Consider the following 17,262-nt stretch of genomic DNA (forward strand, 5'->3'; position numbering starts at 1 on the left):
CTACTGATCACCGGACAGACGTTCCTCCACGGCTTCCACCTTGCGGGTGAGGGTGTTGGTGTAACCGGGACGGATATCCGCCTTGATCACCAGGGAGGTACGAGGGGACACCCGGGAGACGGCCTCCGTGGCGCGTTTGACCACGTCGAAGACCTCATCCCACTCCCCCTCGATGAGCGTGAACATGGCGTTGGTCTCATTGGGCAGACCTGATTCCCTGACCACACGGATGGCCTCGGTGACGGCGTCGGCCATCTCCGCGTCGGGATTGTCGGTGACGGTTGGGGCAACTGAAAAGGCGATGAGCATGATGCCAGATTACCCGTGATCACCGACACCGGCCCTATTCCTGCAGGCGTGTGGTCACAGGAATAGAATGTGGACTATGACTGAAAACCCACAAGCAATTGATATCCCCCACGAGTACGTCGTCTGCCTCGACCATGTCGGCATCGCCGTCCCCGATCTGGATGCAGCCGTCGAGTTCTACCGCAGCGCATTCGGGTGGGTCAACCACCACCAGGAGACCAACGAGGAACAGGGCGTGACCGAGGCCATGGTCGGCCCGAAGAACATGACCGAGACCGATGGCATGCTCCAGCTGCTCGCCCCGCTGAATGAGGAATCCACCATCGCCAAGTTCATCGAGAAGAAGGGCCCGGGCCTGCAGCAGATGTGCCTGCGCACCCACCACCTCGATGAGCTGTCCGACTACCTGCGCAAGCAGAACATCCGTCTGCTCTATGACACCCCGAAGATCGGCACCGGTGGCGCCCGCATCAACTTCGTCCACCCCAAGGATGCCGGTGGCGTGCTGCTGGAACTGACAGAGCCCGCCAAGTAGGGTTCTAGCGCCTGTCCCAGCAGGCCTTGTGCCAGTGCCGGCGGTCGTCGGCCCTGGCCCCGGTATCCCGGGGCCAGGCCACCACATGGGCCACTCCCGGGGGGATGTTCTGATTGCATCCCGGGCACACGTAGAACTTCGTGGCAGCTGAACTGCCCATCTGACGGACCATATAGGGCTCACCGAAGGCCCACCGGGGTCCGTCCTGCACCTGGGTTCCCCAGTAGGCCGCACCGTCGCGGGGTAATTCGCGCGGTGCGGTTCTCATTCTTCTGTTCCTGCGTGCCACTCGAGTCCCCCTAGAACAGCGTGAGCTCGTTGGATTCGATACCCCGCAGGGTCTGGTAGTCCAGGGTGACACAGCGGATACCGCGGTCCTCCGCCAGGGTACGGGCCTGGGGTTTGATCTCCTGGGCCGCGAACACCCCCTGGACGGGTTTGAGCAGTTCATCCCTGTTGAGCAGCTCCAGGTACCGGCTCAACTGCTCCACACCGTCGATATTGCCACGACGTTTGATCTCCACGGCTACGGTCTGGCCGTCCGCATCCCGGCACAGGATATCCACGGGGCCGATCGCGGTCGGGTATTCCCGGCGCACCAGGGTGTATCCCTCACCGAGGGTGGTGATGTGTTCGGCGAGCAGCTCCTGCAGATGATCCTCCACACCGTCCTTGACCAGACCGGGATCCACACCCAGATCATGGGAGAGCTCGGAGTGGATCTTCTCCACGGTGATCCGCAGCTGCTCCCCCTTCTTGTTCTCCACCACCCAGAGGTGGACACCCACCTCCTCGCCGTCCTCATCGGTGATGGGGGTCTCGGTGAGGGTGCATGGGGGTGTCATCCAGTTGAGGGGCTTGTAGGCCCGGTCATCGGCGTGGATGGAGACGGACCCATCCGCCTTGACCATCAGGAGGCGATCAGCCATCGGGAGATGGGCTTCCAGACGGCCTATGTAATCTACTGAGCAACGGGCAATGACAAGACGCATGTCCCTACAATAACCAACCCGGTCAGGAACGTCCCTTCCGGGTGTCGTTGCGGTTCCGATTCTTCAGGAAATCGGCGGCGGTGAGGGTGTTTTCCGTCCGGGCGTCACGCGCGGCCTCCAGCCAGGCGGTGAACGCCATCTCACCGTAGCTGTCCATACCCAGCTCCATCTCCGTGTCCTTCGAGCGCACATGGAGGATGCGGGTGTCCGAGGACATGAAAACCGCCTCTTCGGTGGTTGGCTCCCGACGATCCAGGAGTTCCACCGAGCGGCGGTTGAAGATGATATCGGCCATGGGCGACAGGGAGCGCAGCTTGAAGTACTCCAGGTCATTGCCGTTGTAACGCAGTGACCCGTGGCGCCAGCCGTGTACCCCGGCCTGTGGGAGACGACGCAGGATCACCGTGGTGCCCCGGGAACGCAGGGTGAAAAAACGCCACGCCGCGAGCACGACAGCAAGAAGCGCGATGATCACCAGGGCTGCGATAATGAATTCCACGGTGAAGTGTGTCCTCCCTGCATCAAGAGAAATGTTTTAGTTGATCCTACCCACAATCTCGGGTAATCAAAAAAGCCCGCCTGGGCTGATGATGCAGTCAAGGACCCGTGGTTGTCGTGTCACGCACGTCCGGTAGGAACGGCACGTCGCGGCGTCGATAAGCAAAAGGCAAACGCCCGCCGGCAGCTGGAGGGTATCCAGCGCCGGCGGGCGTTCGACAGCTAAACGGAGGGTACTAGAGACCTTCGCTGCTGCGGCGGACCGCGCGCAGCCCAGCCTCGGCACGTGCCTTGGCCAGCTCGTCGTCCGAATTCAGTTCAGCCTCGGCGGATGCGGCATCAACCTCATGCGCCCAGACGGCGAAGTCCGCGAGGATCGTCACCTTTTCCTTGGATACGGAGAGGAATCCACCCTGCACGGCGGCAACAAGCTTGTCGCCGTCCGTGGGCTGGATGGTCACGACACCATTCTCGACCAGCTGGCCGAGCATCGGCTCGTGATCGGGCAGCACGCCGATCTCACCCTCGGTGGTCTGAGCGGTGACGATGCTGGCCTGACCCGACCAGAGCATGCGTTCGACAGACACCAGTTCAACGGTGATTTCAGCCATGTGTCTCTACCTTACTTTCCGGTCAGCTTCTTGTACGCAGCTTCGACGTCGTCCAGTCCACCCAGACCGTTGAAGGCCTGCTCCGGGTAGTGGTCGAAGTCGCCGTTGCAGATGCGCTCGAAAGCGTCGATGGTGTCAGCCAGTGGCACGTAGGAGCCCGGCAGACCGGTGAACTTCTCCGCGACGAAGAAGTTCTGGCCGAGGAAGCGCTCGATACGACGGGCGCGGGCGACCGTGATCTTGTCCTCTTCAGACAGCTCGTCCATACCGAGGATGGCGATGATGTCCTGGAGTTCCTTGTTCTTCTGCAGGATACCGATGACGCGCTGGGCGACCTCGTAGTGACGCTCACCGACGATGGCCGGCTCGAGGATACGAGAGGTCGAGGTCAGCGGGTTCACAGCTGGGTAGATACCCTTGGATGCGATCGAGCGGTCGAGCTCGGTGGTGGCATCCAGGTGGGCGAAGACCGCAGCAGGGGCGGGGTCGGTGTAGTCATCGGCAGGGACGTAAACGGCCTGCAGAGACGTGATCGAACGGCCCTTGGTGGAGGTAATGCGCTCCTGGAGAACACCCATCTCGTCAGCCAGGGTCGGCTGGTAACCCACGGCGGAAGGCATACGACCCAGCAGGGTGGACACCTCGGAACCGGCCTGAGTGAAACGGAAGATGTTGTCGATGAACAGCAGCACGTCCTGGTTCTGCACATCGCGGAAGTACTCCGCCATGGTCAGACCGGACAGTGCCACACGCATACGGACTCCCGGTGGCTCGTCCATCTGGCCGAACACGAGAGCGGTGTCCTGGAGAACGCCCATCTCTTCCATTTCGAGGAAGAGGTCGGTGCCCTCACGGGTACGCTCACCCACGCCTGCGAACACCGAGGTACCGGAGAATTCGCGGGCGATACGGGTGATCATTTCCTGAATCAGAACGGTCTTGCCCACACCGGCGCCACCGAACAGGCCGATCTTGCCGCCCTTGACGTAAGGGGTGAGCAGGTCGACGACCTTGATGCCGGTTTCCAGGATCTCGGTCTTACCCTCGAGCTGGTCGAATGACGGTGGCTCGCGGTGGATTCCCCACTGCTCGCCGTCGCGTCCGAGACCCGGCTCATCGAGGCAGTCGCCGAGGGCGTTGAACACGTGGCCCTTGACAACGTCGCCGACTGGGACGGAAATTGGCTTACCGGAGTCAATAACCTCTGCACCGCGGACCATGCCGTCGGTCGGGGCCATTGCAATGGTACGGATGAGGTTGTCGCCGAGGTGCTGAGCAACCTCGAGGACAACGGTCTTGGCGACTGATGCGAGGGTGACCTCGACAGTCAGTGCGTTGTACAGTGCCGGCAGCTCGCCGCGGGGGAACTCCACGTCGACGACCGCGCCAATGACACGCACGACACGGCCGGCAGTAGCTGCCTGCTGTGCGTTCTGCTCTGTAAGAGCTGTAGTCATAATCTAGTCACTTTCTCCGCTGTCGGACAGCGCACCAGCGCCACCGACAATCTCTGTGATTTCTTGGGTAATCTGTGCCTGACGGGCCGCATTGGCCACTCGGGAAAGGTCCTTGACCAGTTCCGTCGCGTTGTCAGTAGCAGACTTCATCGCGTTTCGACGTGAAGCGGACTCTGCAGCGGCTGCTTCCAGGAAGATGGAGAACAACCGACGAGAAACATACTGTGGAAGCAGTGCTTCAAGCAGTGTGTCCGCGTCCGGCTCGAAATCGTAGTCGGGTTCGATCTCGCTGCCGGAATCGGTCAGCGCGCTCTCTCCTCGTACGAAGATTTCGTCTTCGATGACTGGCTCAATCGGCAGCAGCTGATGCACTACCGGTTGCTGAGTCAGCATGGAAATGAATTCTGTGTAGACCACATGAACCTGGTCGAAGCCCTGGATGCCCAGTCCCTCGTCCACATTCAGTCCCTCGCGGTACTTTGCCTCGCCCTGGGCGGTGGCGGTGAAGCCATCGATCAGGTGGCGGCGCACGTCGTGGGTGGCATCCCAGCTCGGATCCTGTGAGAATCCGGTCCAGGCACCTGCGACGTAGTCCTCGCGGAACTTGTAGTAGCCCACACCCTTGTTACCGGCGACGTAGCGAACCACTTCGTAGCCCTTTTCGACCAGGAGCTTTTCCAGCTCCGCAGCCTTCTTGAACACGTTGTGGTTGTAGCCACCGGCCATGCCGCGGTCAGAGGAGACCACGAGCACGGCGGCTCGGTTGCCACCTTCACGCTCGCGCAGCATCGGGTGATCGAGGGAGCTTGCCGACGCGAGACGCTCCAGCACACGCTGGATCTCCTCGGCGTACGGTGCAGCTGCCGCGACGCGACCCTGAGCCTTGGTGATGCGAGAGGTAGCAATCAGCTCCTGAGCCTTGGTGATCTTCTTGGTTGAGTTAACCGAACGAATCCGGTCACGCAATTCACGAATTGTTGCCATGGTTCAAACGCCTCCCTTCAGTTGCTTGATCAGTCATGTTGTATGAGGCTCTCTGCCTGCTACTACTTGCTGACCTTGCGGGAAACGGTGAGCTGATCCTTCTTGACCTGGCGGGGATCGAGTGCATCGACCTCTGCCTCGTTGATGATACGGGTACCATCGGTGGTCTGGAACGTGCCCTTGAACTGCTCAGAAGCCTGAACCAGAGTCGCCTTGGACTCGTCGGACAGCACTGCGCCGCCGGCGATCTGCTCGTACACCTGTGGGGCGTTGGAGCCGAGGTACTCGTGCAGTTCGGACTCGAAGCGACGGACATCATCGACGGGAACGTTATCGAAGACGCCCTCGCCTGCGAGCCACAGGGAGATGATCTGGTACTCGACCGGCTGAGGTGCGTTCTCAGCCTGGATGAGCAGCTGAACCAGACGCTGTCCACGCTCGAGCTGAGCCTTGGACGCGGAGTCCAGGTCAGAAGCGAAGGTGGCGAATGCCTCCAGGTCACGGAATGCGGCCAGGTCCAGACGGAGTGAACCGGCAACCTTCTTCATACCCTTGGTCTGAGCTGCACCACCCACACGGGAGACCGAGATACCGACGTTAATCGCCGGACGGACACCACGGTTGAACAGGTCGGACTCAAGGAATACCTGACCATCGGTGATGGAAATCACGTTGGTAGGAATGAAGGCGGAGACGTCGTTCGCCTTGGTCTCAATGATCGGCAGTGCGGTAATGGAACCGGCACCGAGTTCATCGGACAGCTTCGCAGCGCGCTCCAGCAGACGGGAGTGCAGGTAGAAGACGTCACCTGGGTAAGCTTCGCGGCCCGGTGGGCGGCGCAGCAGCAGGGAGATGGCACGGTAGGCCTCAGCCTGCTTGGTCAGATCATCATAGATGACCAGGACGTGGTTGCCCTGGTGCATCCAGTGCTGGGCGAGAGCAGCACCGGCGAATGGCGCGAGCCACTTGAAGCCGGCAGCGTCAGAGGCGGGAGCAGCCACGATGGTGGTGTACTCCATAGCGCCCTGCTCCTCGAGGGTCTTACGCAGGGCTGCAATGGTGGAGCCCTTCTGACCGATGGCGACGTAGATGCAGCGAACCTGCTTCGTCTTGTCACCGGTCTCCCAGTTAGCCTTCTGGTTAAGGATGGTGTCGATGCAGACCGCGGTCTTACCGGTCTTACGGTCACCAATGATCAGCTGTCGCTGACCGCGCCCAATTGGAGTCATCGCGTCGATAGCCTTGATGCCGGTCGACATTGGCTCCTCGACTGGCTGACGCTCAAGCACCGAAGGTGCCTGCAGCTCGAGGACACGGTCCTCTTCAGCCACGATTTCGCCAAGTCCGTCAATGGGCTTGCCAAGTGGGTCGATGACGCGACCAAGGAACTTCTCGCCGACGGGGATAGACAGAACGTCTCCCGTACGACGAACCTGGTCGCCTTCCTTCAGTAGCTCGTAGTTACCCAGCACCACGACGCCGACAGAGTCGGTGTCCAGGTTCTGAGCGACGCCGATGACGCCGTTAGGGAACTCCAGGAGCTCATTCGCCATCACAGACGGGAGGCCCGAAACCTGGGCAATACCGTCAGCGGCCGAAATAACCACGCCGACCTCCTCACGGGAGGCCTCCGGGGAGTAGCTCGAGGTGTAGTTCGCAATCGCGCTACGGATCTCATCGGAGGAGATCGTCAGCTCCGCCATGTTCTTCCTGCTCTCGGTTGTTTCTTCCAGCATTACTTATTTGTCTATTCGTCGTGTCTTAAGCGAAGGTTGCGCGGAGGCGCTCGAGCTTACCCGAGGTGCTTCCGTCAATGACTTCGTCTCCAACGCGGATGACCATGCCACCGAGGAGGCTGGTATCAACCTCGGAGTGGATGCTCATCGCACGACCGTAAATTCGTCCCAGCTTGTCAGTCAGCGCCTGCTGCTGTCCGTCGTCGAGATCAACCGCGGAGACAACGTGTGCCACGGAACGGCCCTGCAGCTTGGCTGCAGCGGCTGCCAGTGCGGCCACATCGTCGATCGGATTGTGCTCGGGTCGACCGATGACCTGGAGTGCGAGGGCTTCGGTGACAGATGTCACCTTGCCGTACAGCACCTTGGCAAGCAGGTCGCGGCGGGTAGCCGGCTCCTGAGTGCGATCGGAGAGCAGCTGAGTCAGCTTGCTTTCGCGATCAAGGATCCGGCTGAGACGGAACAGTTCGTCCTCCACCCGGCCGAGCTGACCCTGCATCTCCGCTGAGCGGAGCAGGGCGCGACGGCCGAGACCAACGAGTCCGGTGCGGAACTCGCGTGGGGTTGACCAGGTCTGCTCTGCGGCATCCTTGAGGATTTCGAGAGTAGCCTGGGAAACCTTTCCACCGAACACGGCCCCAATGAGGCCGACGCGCTGCTGCGCGTCCTTCGAGGAATCAGCCACTGCGACACGCAGACCGCGGTCGCCGTCGAGAACCTCGACGACGTCGAACAGCTCGGTTCCGGCCTGGGCGGCAACTGCGACGGTGTTGTCTGCCTTGAGGGCAGTGTCCAGATCGGACGATACCTTTGCTAGTGCCTCACGGCTCGCTGCGTGCATGTCGCTCACTTTCCGTTCGGTGCCACGGTGTCGAGGTCGGCGAGGAAGCGATCAATGGTGCCGGAGCGCTTAACATTGTCGGAGAGCTGGTCTCCGAGAAGGTGCTCGGCGAGGTTGATCGAGTTCTGGCCCATCTCGCGACGCAGTTCGTTGACGACCTGCTCGCGCTGTGCCAGGAGCTGCTTCGTTCCGGACTCGATGATGCGGTTGCTCTCTTCGTCGGCCTTCGCCTTCATTTCTACCTCGATCTGCTTGCCGCGCTCACGCGCCTGCTCACGGATCTCAGCAGCTTCGGTGCGGGCCTCAGCGAGCTGTGCGTTGTACTTTTCAAGGGCAGCCTTCGCCTCGGCCTGTGCGGCCTCGGCACGCTGAATGCCTCCCTTGATCCGGTCCTCACGCTCAGTCAGGACCTCCTGGAACTTCGGAAGAACAAACTTCCAGAAGACGAACAGGATGATCAGAAACGGGATGAGGGACCAGACGATGTCGTATGCCTTGGGCAGCAGAATGGAGTTACCGCTCTCAAGAGGAAGGTACTCCGCGTTTGCGTGCGCAAGGATGTAAATAGGATTCGCCATGGTTTACCAGCTTTCGGTTAGTTAGCTGATTAAACGAAGAGGAAGCCAGCAACGAGGCCGATCAGTGCCAGGGCCTCAACGAAGGCGATGCCCAGGAACATGGTGGTACGGAGCTGTCCGGCCATCTCGGGCTGGCGTGCCATGCCCTCGAGTGCCTTACCGACCAGGATGCCGATGCCGATGCCGGGGCCGATGGTAGCGATACCGTAGCCAACTGCGCGGTAGTCAGCGACTGCAGCAACAGTGTCAGCCTGAGCCAGGATGATTTCGTTCATGAGAATGTCGTTCCCTTTCTGGTACCCAGATGGTCTGGGTTAAGAGGTGTTAAGTGGGGTTATTCAGTTGACCGTGTGGTCCGCCCGCCACTGTTCCCTGCAATGAGGGTCCGGTGACGACCTTTTGGGTTCATCTAGTGAGAATCCGCATGCAACGAGAGTTCAATGTACACCGCGACCAGCAGGGCGAAAATGTACGCCTGCAGGAAGATGATGATGACTTCGTAGATGGTGAAGAGGACACCTGCGAGAATGGTGACACCGGACATCGCGGTCCAGCCGTTCATCTGCCAGAAGAAGAAGTTCGTGGCGGAATACAGCAGAACCAGAATGAGGTGACCGGCCAGGAAGTTGGCCATGAGACGCAGGGCCAGGGTGACTGGCCTCAGGATGAAAGTCGAGAAGAACTCGATGGGAACCACCAGAATGTGGAGCAGTGGTGGAATATTCGGAACGACCACGGAGGACTTCACGTACTTGAAGAATCCGTAGCGCTTGGAACCCGCGTAGATAAACGCGATATATCCAGCCAGAGCCATCACGAGCGGCATGCCGATTCGTGCGTTCGGCGAGATATTGAGTCCCGGAATGATCGTCGCAACGTTCATCATGAGGGTCGCGAAGAAGATGGTGGCGATGATCGGCAGGAACCGACGGCCTTCCTTCTTTCCGAGAATATCCTCAGCGATGTGGATGCGGACGAAATCGAGTGCATACTCTGCAAAATTCTGGACACCATGCGGGATCAGCTTCGGCTTGCGCATGGCCCAAAGGAAGAAGATCACCACGATGGCTGCCATCAGAAGACGGATCAGCATCAGGCGATCAAGTGCGAACCAACCATTGGCGAAGTCTGTGAACAGCATGTCCACCACTTCGCCGCTGTCGGTTACGTGCCCCGGGAAAAATTCGTCGTCCAAGTTCGGGGCGTGGAATTCGCCCTTCATGGACAGTGTTGTAACGCTCAGCGTTCTCTCCCGTGTTCGGGCCGTGCACGCGTGGGTTTGTGCACGGTGCGATGGACGTCTGAAAAACTCACTGCAACCGTTACGGACTCCGTCGCACATCAGCGCAACGATTACAGGGGACGTGCTCCTCGGAACCGTCTCTGGCTATATAGTCTGCTGCCGTTGAAAGTCCCTCGGTTCAACCCGCGTAATAGACTAACAGGAGATTTGGGCTTTTATCCAAGTGGGGCGGGGGCAGACACCACCCGCGCAGGTTCGTGATGGAGAAATACCGTGTGAGCGGGACCTTTTATCAAATGTTAGGTGTGTCACAAATGCCCGTTTTGTGTCAAACGGGGGTGATTCACCACCCTCCCACTGGGAATTCCGTGGGATTCTTCTGCAAGATCCGTGCTGGTCAGCCCACAAAGTTATCAAGTTCCCTCAACGTCACCCGTTTCCCCCATCCTCGACGCAGTCGGCGTGTCAACAATCCCCCACTCCAGATGATTCCCGCCGCCATTTTGGGCCACCCACGCCCCCAAGCGGACATTCCGAACGTACGGTTCACCGCATTCCCCACCCCTGCCCCCGGCACCAACCCCAGGACGCAAAAGGCCCCGCCCCCACCGTGATGGTGGGACGGGGCCGGGCGCAGGCGGGGAGGGGCCTATCCGACGTAGGTGACCCTGGCGGTGATGACTCCCCAGACCTCGACCGCCAGCACCACGATCAGTGCCAGGACGACAGTGACAAACAGTGCCATGGTGTCGTAGAACTCCATGTTCCTGATGATCGCCATCACGGCGATGAGCACCACGATCTTGAGCAACCAGCTACCCAGGACGATCGCACCGGTGGTCGCGGCATCGGTATTCGAGGTGATGAGCACGCTCAGCGCGGTCAGGAGCACGAACCCGCCACCGAGAGCCGCGCCGATGAGTACACCCCAGATACCGGGGAGATCACGCAGGCCTCCCCACACCGCCAGGGAGATGAGGGTGATCACGATCAGTGCGATGGAGCCGAATTTGACCGCCCGCAGCAGTGGCCGGCGGTGGTCATCGAACTCGGACACCCCGGGCTTGTCCGGTGGGGTCTGTGGTGTTGCTGGGTTCTGGGGCTGTTGGTTGGTCACGTCGGGGAATCCTACCGGGTTGGGCGGGGAACCGGAAAGACAGCCGATACCCCAGCGGGAGTTGGAAAAAATCAAGTTTTGATACTGGACTGCGGCAGCTTTCCCGCCCGCCTGTCGCGGATGAGCGGTACCACGGTCAATGAGGTCGCCAGCACCAGGCCCACCACGGTGAACCCGAGCGCAAACGCCGGGGGAACCACGGAGAAACTCACCGCACCGAAGGCCACGACGGTCACCCACATGTACAGCACCAGCACCACCCGCCGGTGGGAGTGCCCCAGCTCCAGCAGGCGGTGGTGCAGGTGCATCTTATCCGGCGAGAAGGGCGACGCTCCCCTGCCCACGCGACGGATGACGGCCATCACCAGGTCCAGCAGGGGCACCGCCACGGCCGCGACCACCACGATGATCGGGGACATCAGGGCGATCATGTCCACGGTGCCGTACAGGCTCATGTTGATCTTGCCGGAGGCCGAGGTGGAGGCGGCCGCCAGCAGCAGGCCGATGAGCATGGAGCCACTATCCCCCATGAAGATTCTGGAGGGCTCGAAGTTGTGGGGCAGGAAGCCGGCACAGATCCCCACCAGTGCGGCGGCGATGATCGCCGGCGGGTAGGCGGAAACCGCGCCGTTCTGGTCGAACAGGATGGTCAGGGAGAACACGAGGATCGCAGCGCCGGCGATCATGCCCACCCCGGCGGACAACCCATCCAGTCCGTCGACAAAGTTCAGGGCATTGATCAACGTCACCGTGAACAGGGTGGTCAGGATCGTCGACTGGAACTGGTCGATGAGCAGCGTGGTGCCCCCGCCGAAGGGGATGTAGAGGATTGTCCAGGTCAGGCCCAGCAGGCTCATGGTCACTGCGCCGACGATCTGCCCCACGAGTTTGGTGATGGCGTCCAGATCGAAGAGGTCATCCAGGGCACCGACCACCACGATGACAAACCCCGCCCAGATGACGGCGTTCATCTCCGGAGTAATCGGCATGAACCCGCGTGTCAAGGCTGGAAGCTGGTCCGCGAGGAATACTGCGCCGAGGAAACCGCTGAACATGGCCACCCCGCCCAGGCGTGGTTTGGGCATGGTATGCACATCGCGATCGCGGATCTCGTCGAGACGCCCGTAGCGCACCATGAGGGTGCGGATGATGCCCGTGGTGAGGTAGGTGATCGCGGCGGCGACCAGGATCACCAGTCCCAGTTCACGCAGCGGGATCCCCGCGAAGCCGGCGCCCATCTACCGCAGGCTTTCCGCCGTCACTCCCAGAACCTCACCGATGCGTTCCGCACTGATGGCGCCCTCACGCAGGAGTTTGGGGTGGGGGCCGGAGATGTCGATGATGGACGACGGCTTGCCGATCGCGCATTCACCGCCGTCGAGGTAGACGGAGACATTCTGGTTGAGCTGCTGACGCGCCTCGGTCACCGTGCTCGGCGGGGTGTGGCCGGAGATGTTCGCGGAGGACACCGCCATGGGGCCGGTCTCCCGGAGCAGTTCGATCGCCACCGGATGCAGCGGCATGCGCAGCATGACGGTGCCACGGGTGTCACCGAGGTTCCACGGCAGGCTGGGGGCCTGGGGCACGATGATGGACAACCCACCGGGCCAGAAGGCCTGCACGAGGGTGCGGGCCTGCTCAGAGTAGTGCTGGACCAGGCCCTGGATGGTGTCCCAGCTGCCCACGAGAACGGGTACCGGCATGTCGGGGCCACGGTGTTTGGTGGCTAGGAGGTTGGCCACGGCCTGGTTGTCGAAGGCATCGCAGCCCAGACCGTAGAGGGTATCCGTGGGAAGGACAACGAGCTGCCCGGCCTTCACGGCATCGACGGCGGCTTTGACGCCGGCAACGCGGGATTCCGGGTCTGCGCAGTCATATACTCTGCTCACTCTGGTGCTCCTATAAAGATATGTACGGATGATGGTGAGTTGATCAAACTCAAGGTGCCAGCTTACTCGCCGTGATAAAGCGGTCCCGACCGGTCAGGTCCTTGAGCACAGCAACATCCCCGAAACCGCCGTGACCTGTCACGACGTCCCTGACGGCGGAGGAGGTAGTGTCGTCGTGTTCAATCCCGACCACTCCCCCGGGTGTCAGCAGCGCATGGATCAGGTGGATCATCTCGGTGATCACATCCATCCCGGTGGCACCGCTGAACACCGCCATGTGCGGATCGCGGTAGACCTCGGGATCCAGGTCACCGGTCTCCGGGACATACGGCGGGTTGGACACCACGATGTCCACCCGGCCGTGCAGGTGCGGCAGCAGGGTCGGGTCGGTGGCATCACCGATGACCAGGTCCACACCGGGTGTGAACTCGTCGAAGTTGCGTGTCGCCCACGCCGCGGCCCCCGGATCGAGTTCCACGGCGGTGACGGAGGCGTCGACAAGCTCATGGGCGATGTACGCGGCGAGCGCGCCGCTGCCGGTGCACAGATCGACCACAACGGGCTTGTCGACGCCGCGTCCCCGACGCACCGCCCAGTCGGCGAGCACCTCGGTCTCCGGCCGGGGAACGAACACCCCGGGCCCCACATGCAGGTCGAGCGGCCCCATGGGGGCGCGCCCCAGGATGTGTTGCAACGGCTCCCTGGCGGCGCGGCGCGCGACGGCCTCATCAAAGCCATCGGGCACCGGGTCACGCATATACAACGCCACGTTGAGCGGCCCGCAGTCGAGGAGGTGGGCGGCGATGAGACGGGCATCATTAAGTGGCGACGCCACCGCAGCCTGTTCCAGGATGACGGTGGCGTCGCGCAATGCTTCCCCGAGGGTACGCATGCCTAGTTGTCGGCCTCGAGACGCTCCGCACGCTCGGCGGCACGCAGCGCGGTGAACAGATCATCCAGTTCACCGTTGAGCACGGAGTCGAGGTTGTTGGCCTTGAAACCGATGCGGTGATCGCTGATGCGGTTCTCCGGCCAGTTGTAGGTGCGGATGCGCTCGGAGCGGTCCATGGTGCGGATCTGGGAGGCGCGGCCTTCAGCTGCCTCGGCGTCCGCCTCCTCCTTCTGCAGAGCCTGCAGACGCGCTGCCAGCACCTGCATGGCGCGTGCCCGGTTCTGGATCTGGGAGCGTTCCTTCTGACAGGTCACCACGATGCCCGTGGGCAGGTGGGTGATGCGCACGGCGGAGTCGGTGGTGTTGACACCCTGACCACCCTTGCCCGAGGAGCGGTAGACATCGACGCGGATCTCCTTCTCGTCGATCTCCACGTCCTGCACCTCATCCGGTTCGGGGTACACCAGCACACCGGCGGCGGAGGTCTGGATGCGTCCCTGGGACTCGGTCACGGGCACACGCTGGACACGGTGCACACCGCCCTCGAACTTGAACTGGCTCCAGGCACCGTCGCGGGACGGCTGGCGGGAACGGATGGACAGGGTGATGTCCTTGACGCCACCGAGGTCGGATTCCGCGGAGTCCAGCACCTCGATGATGAAGCCGTGCTTGTCAGCGTACTTCTGGTACATGCGCAGCAGGTCGCCTGCGAACAGGGCAGCCTCCTCGCCACCGGCACCGGCCTTGATCTCCATGACGATATCGTCACCGTCGTGTTCATCGCGGGGTGCCAGCAGGTCGGCGAGCTTTTCCTCCAGTTCCACCAACTCCACCTCGAGTCGCTCGGCCTCGGCGGCGAACTCATGGTCCTCGTGGGCCATCTCGCGGGCAGCTTCGAGATCATCCCGGACCTGGACGAGCTGGCGGTGCACGTTGATGATCGGCTGCAGTTCGGAGTAGCGCTTGCCCACCCGGCGGGCGGCTGCGGGATCATTGTGCAGGGCGGGATCCGCCATCTGCTCCTCGAGGCCGTGGTACTCGGCGAGGATATCGTCAACCGCTGATACGTGTCCTGCCATCAGGAGTACTCCTCATCGTTCTCGGTTCCTGCCATCGGGGCGCTGGAGGCGACCTGCATGAGGAATTCCGCGTTGGACTTCGTCTTCTTCAGCTGCTTGATGAGCAGATCGATGGCCTGCTGGTTGTCCAGGGCAGACAGGATGCGACGCAGCTTGTGCATGATGCGCGCCTCATCCGGGTTGAGCAGCAGCTCATCCTTACGAGTACCGGACGGGTTGACGTCCACAGCCGGGAACACGCGACGCTCGGAGATCTTACGGTCGAGCTTGAGCTCCGCGTTGCCGGTGCCCTTGAACTCCTCGAAGATCACGGTGTCACCGGCGGAACCGGTCTCCACCATCGCGGTGGCGATGATGGTCAGGGAACCACCGTTTTCGATGTTGCGGGCGGCACCCAGGAAACGCTTCGGCGGGTACAGCGCATTGGAGTCGACACCACCGGACAGGATGCGTCCCGATGCCGGCGAGCTGTTGTTGTATGCACGGCCCAGACGGGTGATGGAATCCAGCAGGACCACCACGTCCTGCCCCTGCTCCACCAGGCGCTTGGCGCGCTCGATGGCCAGTTCCGCGACAGCGGTGTGCTCTCCCGGCGGACGGTCGAAGGTGGAGGCGATGACCTCACCCTTGACCGAACGCTGCATGTCGGTGACCTCTTCGGGGCGCTCATCCACCAGCACCACCATGAGGTAGCACTCCGGGTTGTTGGTGGCGATTGCATTCGCGATGTTCTGCAGGATGGTGGTCTTACCGGCCTTCGGCGGGGACACGATCAGGGCACGCTGCCCCTTACCGATCGGCATGATCAGATCGATGACACGGGTGGTCAGGACCTTCGGCTCGGTCTCCAGGCGCAGTCGCTGGTTCGGGTACAGCGGGGTGAGCTTGTTGAACTCGGGGCGGTTGCGCGCCTCCTCAACGGGCTGACCATTGATAGTCTCCACGCGAACGAGGTTGTTGTACTTCTGGCGGTTGCGTCCACCGTGTCCACTGTGTCCGCCCTGGTTGCCGCCCTGGTTCATGCGCACCTGGCCGACGATCGCGTCACCGGAGCGCAGACCCATGCGGCGGATCAGCTGGTTGTTGACAAAGACATCGGACGGCGCCGGGTGGTACCCGGTGGTGCGCACAAATGCGACATTGGTGTCGACGATGTCAAGGATGCCGGCGACATTCTGCAGCTGGTCGTCGTTCTGGTTGTCGCCCTGATCCTGCTGGTTGTCGCCGCGGTTGTCACGGTTGTCACGGTTGTCACTGCGGTTATCGCGGTTGTCGTTGCGGTCGCGTCCACGACGGTTGCGACGTCCCCGGCGGCCACGACGGTCATCGCCGTGGTCGTCGGAATCGCGGTTGTTCTGACGGTTGTTCTGACTGTTGTCACGGGAGTCCGACTGGTGGTCATCGGAGCGGGACTGGTCGGAATGCTGGTTGTCGCCACGGTTGTCGCCACGGTTGTCACTGCGGTTATCACTGCGGTTGTCGTTGCGGTTGTCGTTGCGGTTATCGCGCTGGTCATTGCGGTTACCGCGGCGGTCACGACGCTGGTTGCCCCGGTGGCGATCCTGGGAATCCGACTGGTGGTCGTCGGACTGTGCCTGATCCTGGTGCTCAGAGTGCTCTGCAGGAGCGTCAGTGGTCTCCTCGGAGGACTGCTCATCGTGGGTGGAGTCCTGGGTGTCGCGCTGGCTCTGGCGCTGACGGTTGCGGCGTGCGCGACGTGCGGCGGAGCGGGACTCCATGCGGTTGTCCTGGTCGTCCCCGTCGGAACCTGACTGGTCATCCTGCTGGTCGGAGGTGTCCTGGGCAGGGGTGTCCTGAGCGGTGTCCGTCTGCTCCTGGGAGGTCGAGGGCGAGGCGGTTACGCGACGACGACCCCGACGGGCGGGGGCCTCCTGGTTATCGGAAGCGTCCTGCGTCTCCTGCACCGGGGTCTCAGGTGCGGCGGCAGCTGCGGTTTCTGCAGGAGCTGCAGGTGCTGCCTCCTTCTCCGGGGCGGAGGTCGTCCTGGTGGCCCGACGGGTGCGGGTCGCAGGAGCAGCCGGGGCGTCCTTGGCGGACTCTGTCGGCTGGGCCGACTGTGCTGGCTGAACCGGTGATCCACCCGAACGGGCGGTAGAGATGGCATTGATCAAATCGCCCTTGCGCAGCGCGGAAACTCCCCTAAGTCCGAGGTCACCGGCGATCTTGCGCAGTTCCGGCAGTCGAAGGGCGGTCAGATCGCCCTGGTTCGCTGCGGTGTTGTCTGTGTCGGTCACAGATATCCTTTCGTTGCATTCCAACCAAATGGCGGTGTTGTGTTCCATGGGTCTACATGGCATATCGCGAAGGCTGAAAAGCTTCTTCTGTGTAATTGGGGTTGACCACCCACAACCCCACGGCAGAGCAGCGATCAGCATGACATCCAACGGGTAGAACCCGGGATATCCGCACACGCCTGAGTGGGGTTACGTGGTAGTTCACAGGGAAAGGGGAAACATGTTCTCCACATAGTGCGGATGCGA

At 61.9% G+C, this 17,262-nt stretch carries 19 protein-coding genes; 1 reads left to right on the plus strand and 18 read right to left on the minus strand.

Annotation, left to right across the window (positions count from 1 at the left end; genetic code table 11):
• Positions 1–309, minus strand: coding sequence for a thiamine-binding protein (locus tag H9627_RS09400; RefSeq protein WP_191733787.1), 309 nt, complete (start codon positions 307–309; stop codon positions 1–3).
• Between the two features lie 76 nt (positions 310–385).
• Between H9627_RS09400 and mce the strand changes: the two genes are divergently transcribed.
• The gene (mce, locus tag H9627_RS09405) at positions 386–844 is read left to right on the plus strand and encodes a methylmalonyl-CoA epimerase (protein WP_191733788.1); all 459 of its coding nucleotides are present in this window, start codon (positions 386–388) and stop codon (positions 842–844) included.
• A gap of 4 nt (positions 845–848) precedes the next feature.
• On the opposite strand, the gene H9627_RS09410 is transcribed toward mce, so the two are convergent.
• The 17 genes from H9627_RS09410 to rho all read right to left on the minus strand — a co-directional run bounded on the left by H9627_RS09410 (position 849) and on the right by rho (position 17,016).
• Positions 849–1,133, minus strand: a complete 285-nt coding sequence (locus H9627_RS09410) for a hypothetical protein (protein ID WP_191733789.1) — start codon at positions 1,131–1,133, stop codon at positions 849–851.
• 10 nt (positions 1,134–1,143) lie between these two features.
• A complete protein-coding gene (nucS, locus tag H9627_RS09415; RefSeq protein WP_035109476.1) occupies positions 1,144–1,836 on the minus strand; it encodes an endonuclease NucS in 693 nt (230 codons plus the stop codon).
• Between the two features lie 22 nt (positions 1,837–1,858).
• Positions 1,859–2,335, minus strand: a complete 477-nt coding sequence (locus H9627_RS09420) for a DUF2550 domain-containing protein (protein ID WP_191733790.1) — start codon at positions 2,333–2,335, stop codon at positions 1,859–1,861.
• Positions 2,336–2,570: 235 nt separating this feature from the next.
• A complete protein-coding gene (locus H9627_RS09425; RefSeq protein WP_191733791.1) occupies positions 2,571–2,945 on the minus strand; it encodes a F0F1 ATP synthase subunit epsilon in 375 nt (124 codons plus the stop codon).
• An 11-nt stretch (positions 2,946–2,956) separates the two neighbouring features.
• Positions 2,957–4,402: a F0F1 ATP synthase subunit beta gene (gene atpD / locus H9627_RS09430; protein WP_191733792.1), complete on the minus strand. Its 1,446-nt coding sequence runs from the start codon at positions 4,400–4,402 to the stop codon at positions 2,957–2,959.
• Between the two features lie 3 nt (positions 4,403–4,405).
• Positions 4,406–5,386 carry a F0F1 ATP synthase subunit gamma gene (locus H9627_RS09435; protein WP_191733793.1) on the minus strand — a complete coding sequence of 327 codons (981 nt, stop codon included), beginning with the start codon at positions 5,384–5,386 and terminating at the stop codon, positions 4,406–4,408.
• A gap of 62 nt (positions 5,387–5,448) precedes the next feature.
• Positions 5,449–7,089 carry a F0F1 ATP synthase subunit alpha gene (atpA, locus tag H9627_RS09440; RefSeq protein WP_191733902.1) on the minus strand — a complete coding sequence of 547 codons (1,641 nt, stop codon included), beginning with the start codon at positions 7,087–7,089 and terminating at the stop codon, positions 5,449–5,451.
• Between the two features lie 58 nt (positions 7,090–7,147).
• Positions 7,148–7,963 carry a F0F1 ATP synthase subunit delta gene (locus tag H9627_RS09445; protein WP_191733794.1) on the minus strand — a complete coding sequence of 272 codons (816 nt, stop codon included), beginning with the start codon at positions 7,961–7,963 and terminating at the stop codon, positions 7,148–7,150.
• Positions 7,964–7,968: 5 nt separating this feature from the next.
• Positions 7,969–8,541 (minus strand): F0F1 ATP synthase subunit B, encoded by a 573-nt coding sequence (locus H9627_RS09450; RefSeq protein WP_191733795.1) that lies wholly within the window; start codon positions 8,539–8,541, stop codon positions 7,969–7,971.
• Between the two features lie 29 nt (positions 8,542–8,570).
• A complete protein-coding gene (locus tag H9627_RS09455) occupies positions 8,571–8,816 on the minus strand; it encodes an ATP synthase F0 subunit C (protein WP_006769271.1) in 246 nt (81 codons plus the stop codon).
• Between the two features lie 134 nt (positions 8,817–8,950).
• Entirely contained in the window at positions 8,951–9,763 is an 813-nt protein-coding gene (gene atpB, locus H9627_RS09460; RefSeq protein ID WP_191733796.1) for a F0F1 ATP synthase subunit A, read from the minus strand.
• A gap of 670 nt (positions 9,764–10,433) precedes the next feature.
• A complete protein-coding gene (locus tag H9627_RS09465; protein ID WP_404826205.1) occupies positions 10,434–10,901 on the minus strand; it encodes a hypothetical protein in 468 nt (155 codons plus the stop codon).
• 71 nt (positions 10,902–10,972) lie between these two features.
• A complete protein-coding gene (locus H9627_RS09470) occupies positions 10,973–12,139 on the minus strand; it encodes a glycosyltransferase family 4 protein (protein ID WP_191733797.1) in 1,167 nt (388 codons plus the stop codon).
• A complete protein-coding gene (locus H9627_RS09475; protein WP_191733798.1) occupies positions 12,140–12,790 on the minus strand; it encodes an L-threonylcarbamoyladenylate synthase in 651 nt (216 codons plus the stop codon). It lies immediately after the preceding gene.
• Between the two features lie 49 nt (positions 12,791–12,839).
• The gene (gene prmC, locus H9627_RS09480; protein WP_191733799.1) at positions 12,840–13,682 is read right to left on the minus strand and encodes a peptide chain release factor N(5)-glutamine methyltransferase; all 843 of its coding nucleotides are present in this window, start codon (positions 13,680–13,682) and stop codon (positions 12,840–12,842) included.
• Between the two features lie 2 nt (positions 13,683–13,684).
• On the minus strand, positions 13,685–14,761 hold the full coding sequence (gene prfA / locus H9627_RS09485; RefSeq protein ID WP_191733800.1) for a peptide chain release factor 1: 1,077 nt from the start codon (positions 14,759–14,761) through the stop codon (positions 13,685–13,687).
• Positions 14,761–17,016, minus strand: a complete 2,256-nt coding sequence (gene rho / locus H9627_RS09490; RefSeq protein ID WP_191733801.1) for a transcription termination factor Rho — start codon at positions 17,014–17,016, stop codon at positions 14,761–14,763. Before rho ends, prfA begins: the two co-directional genes overlap by 1 nt.
• Between the last annotated feature and the right edge of the window lie 246 nt (positions 17,017–17,262).

Origin of the sequence: Corynebacterium gallinarum, assembly GCF_014837045.1 — a bacterium.
GTDB lineage: Bacteria > Actinomycetota > Actinomycetes > Mycobacteriales > Mycobacteriaceae > Corynebacterium > Corynebacterium gallinarum.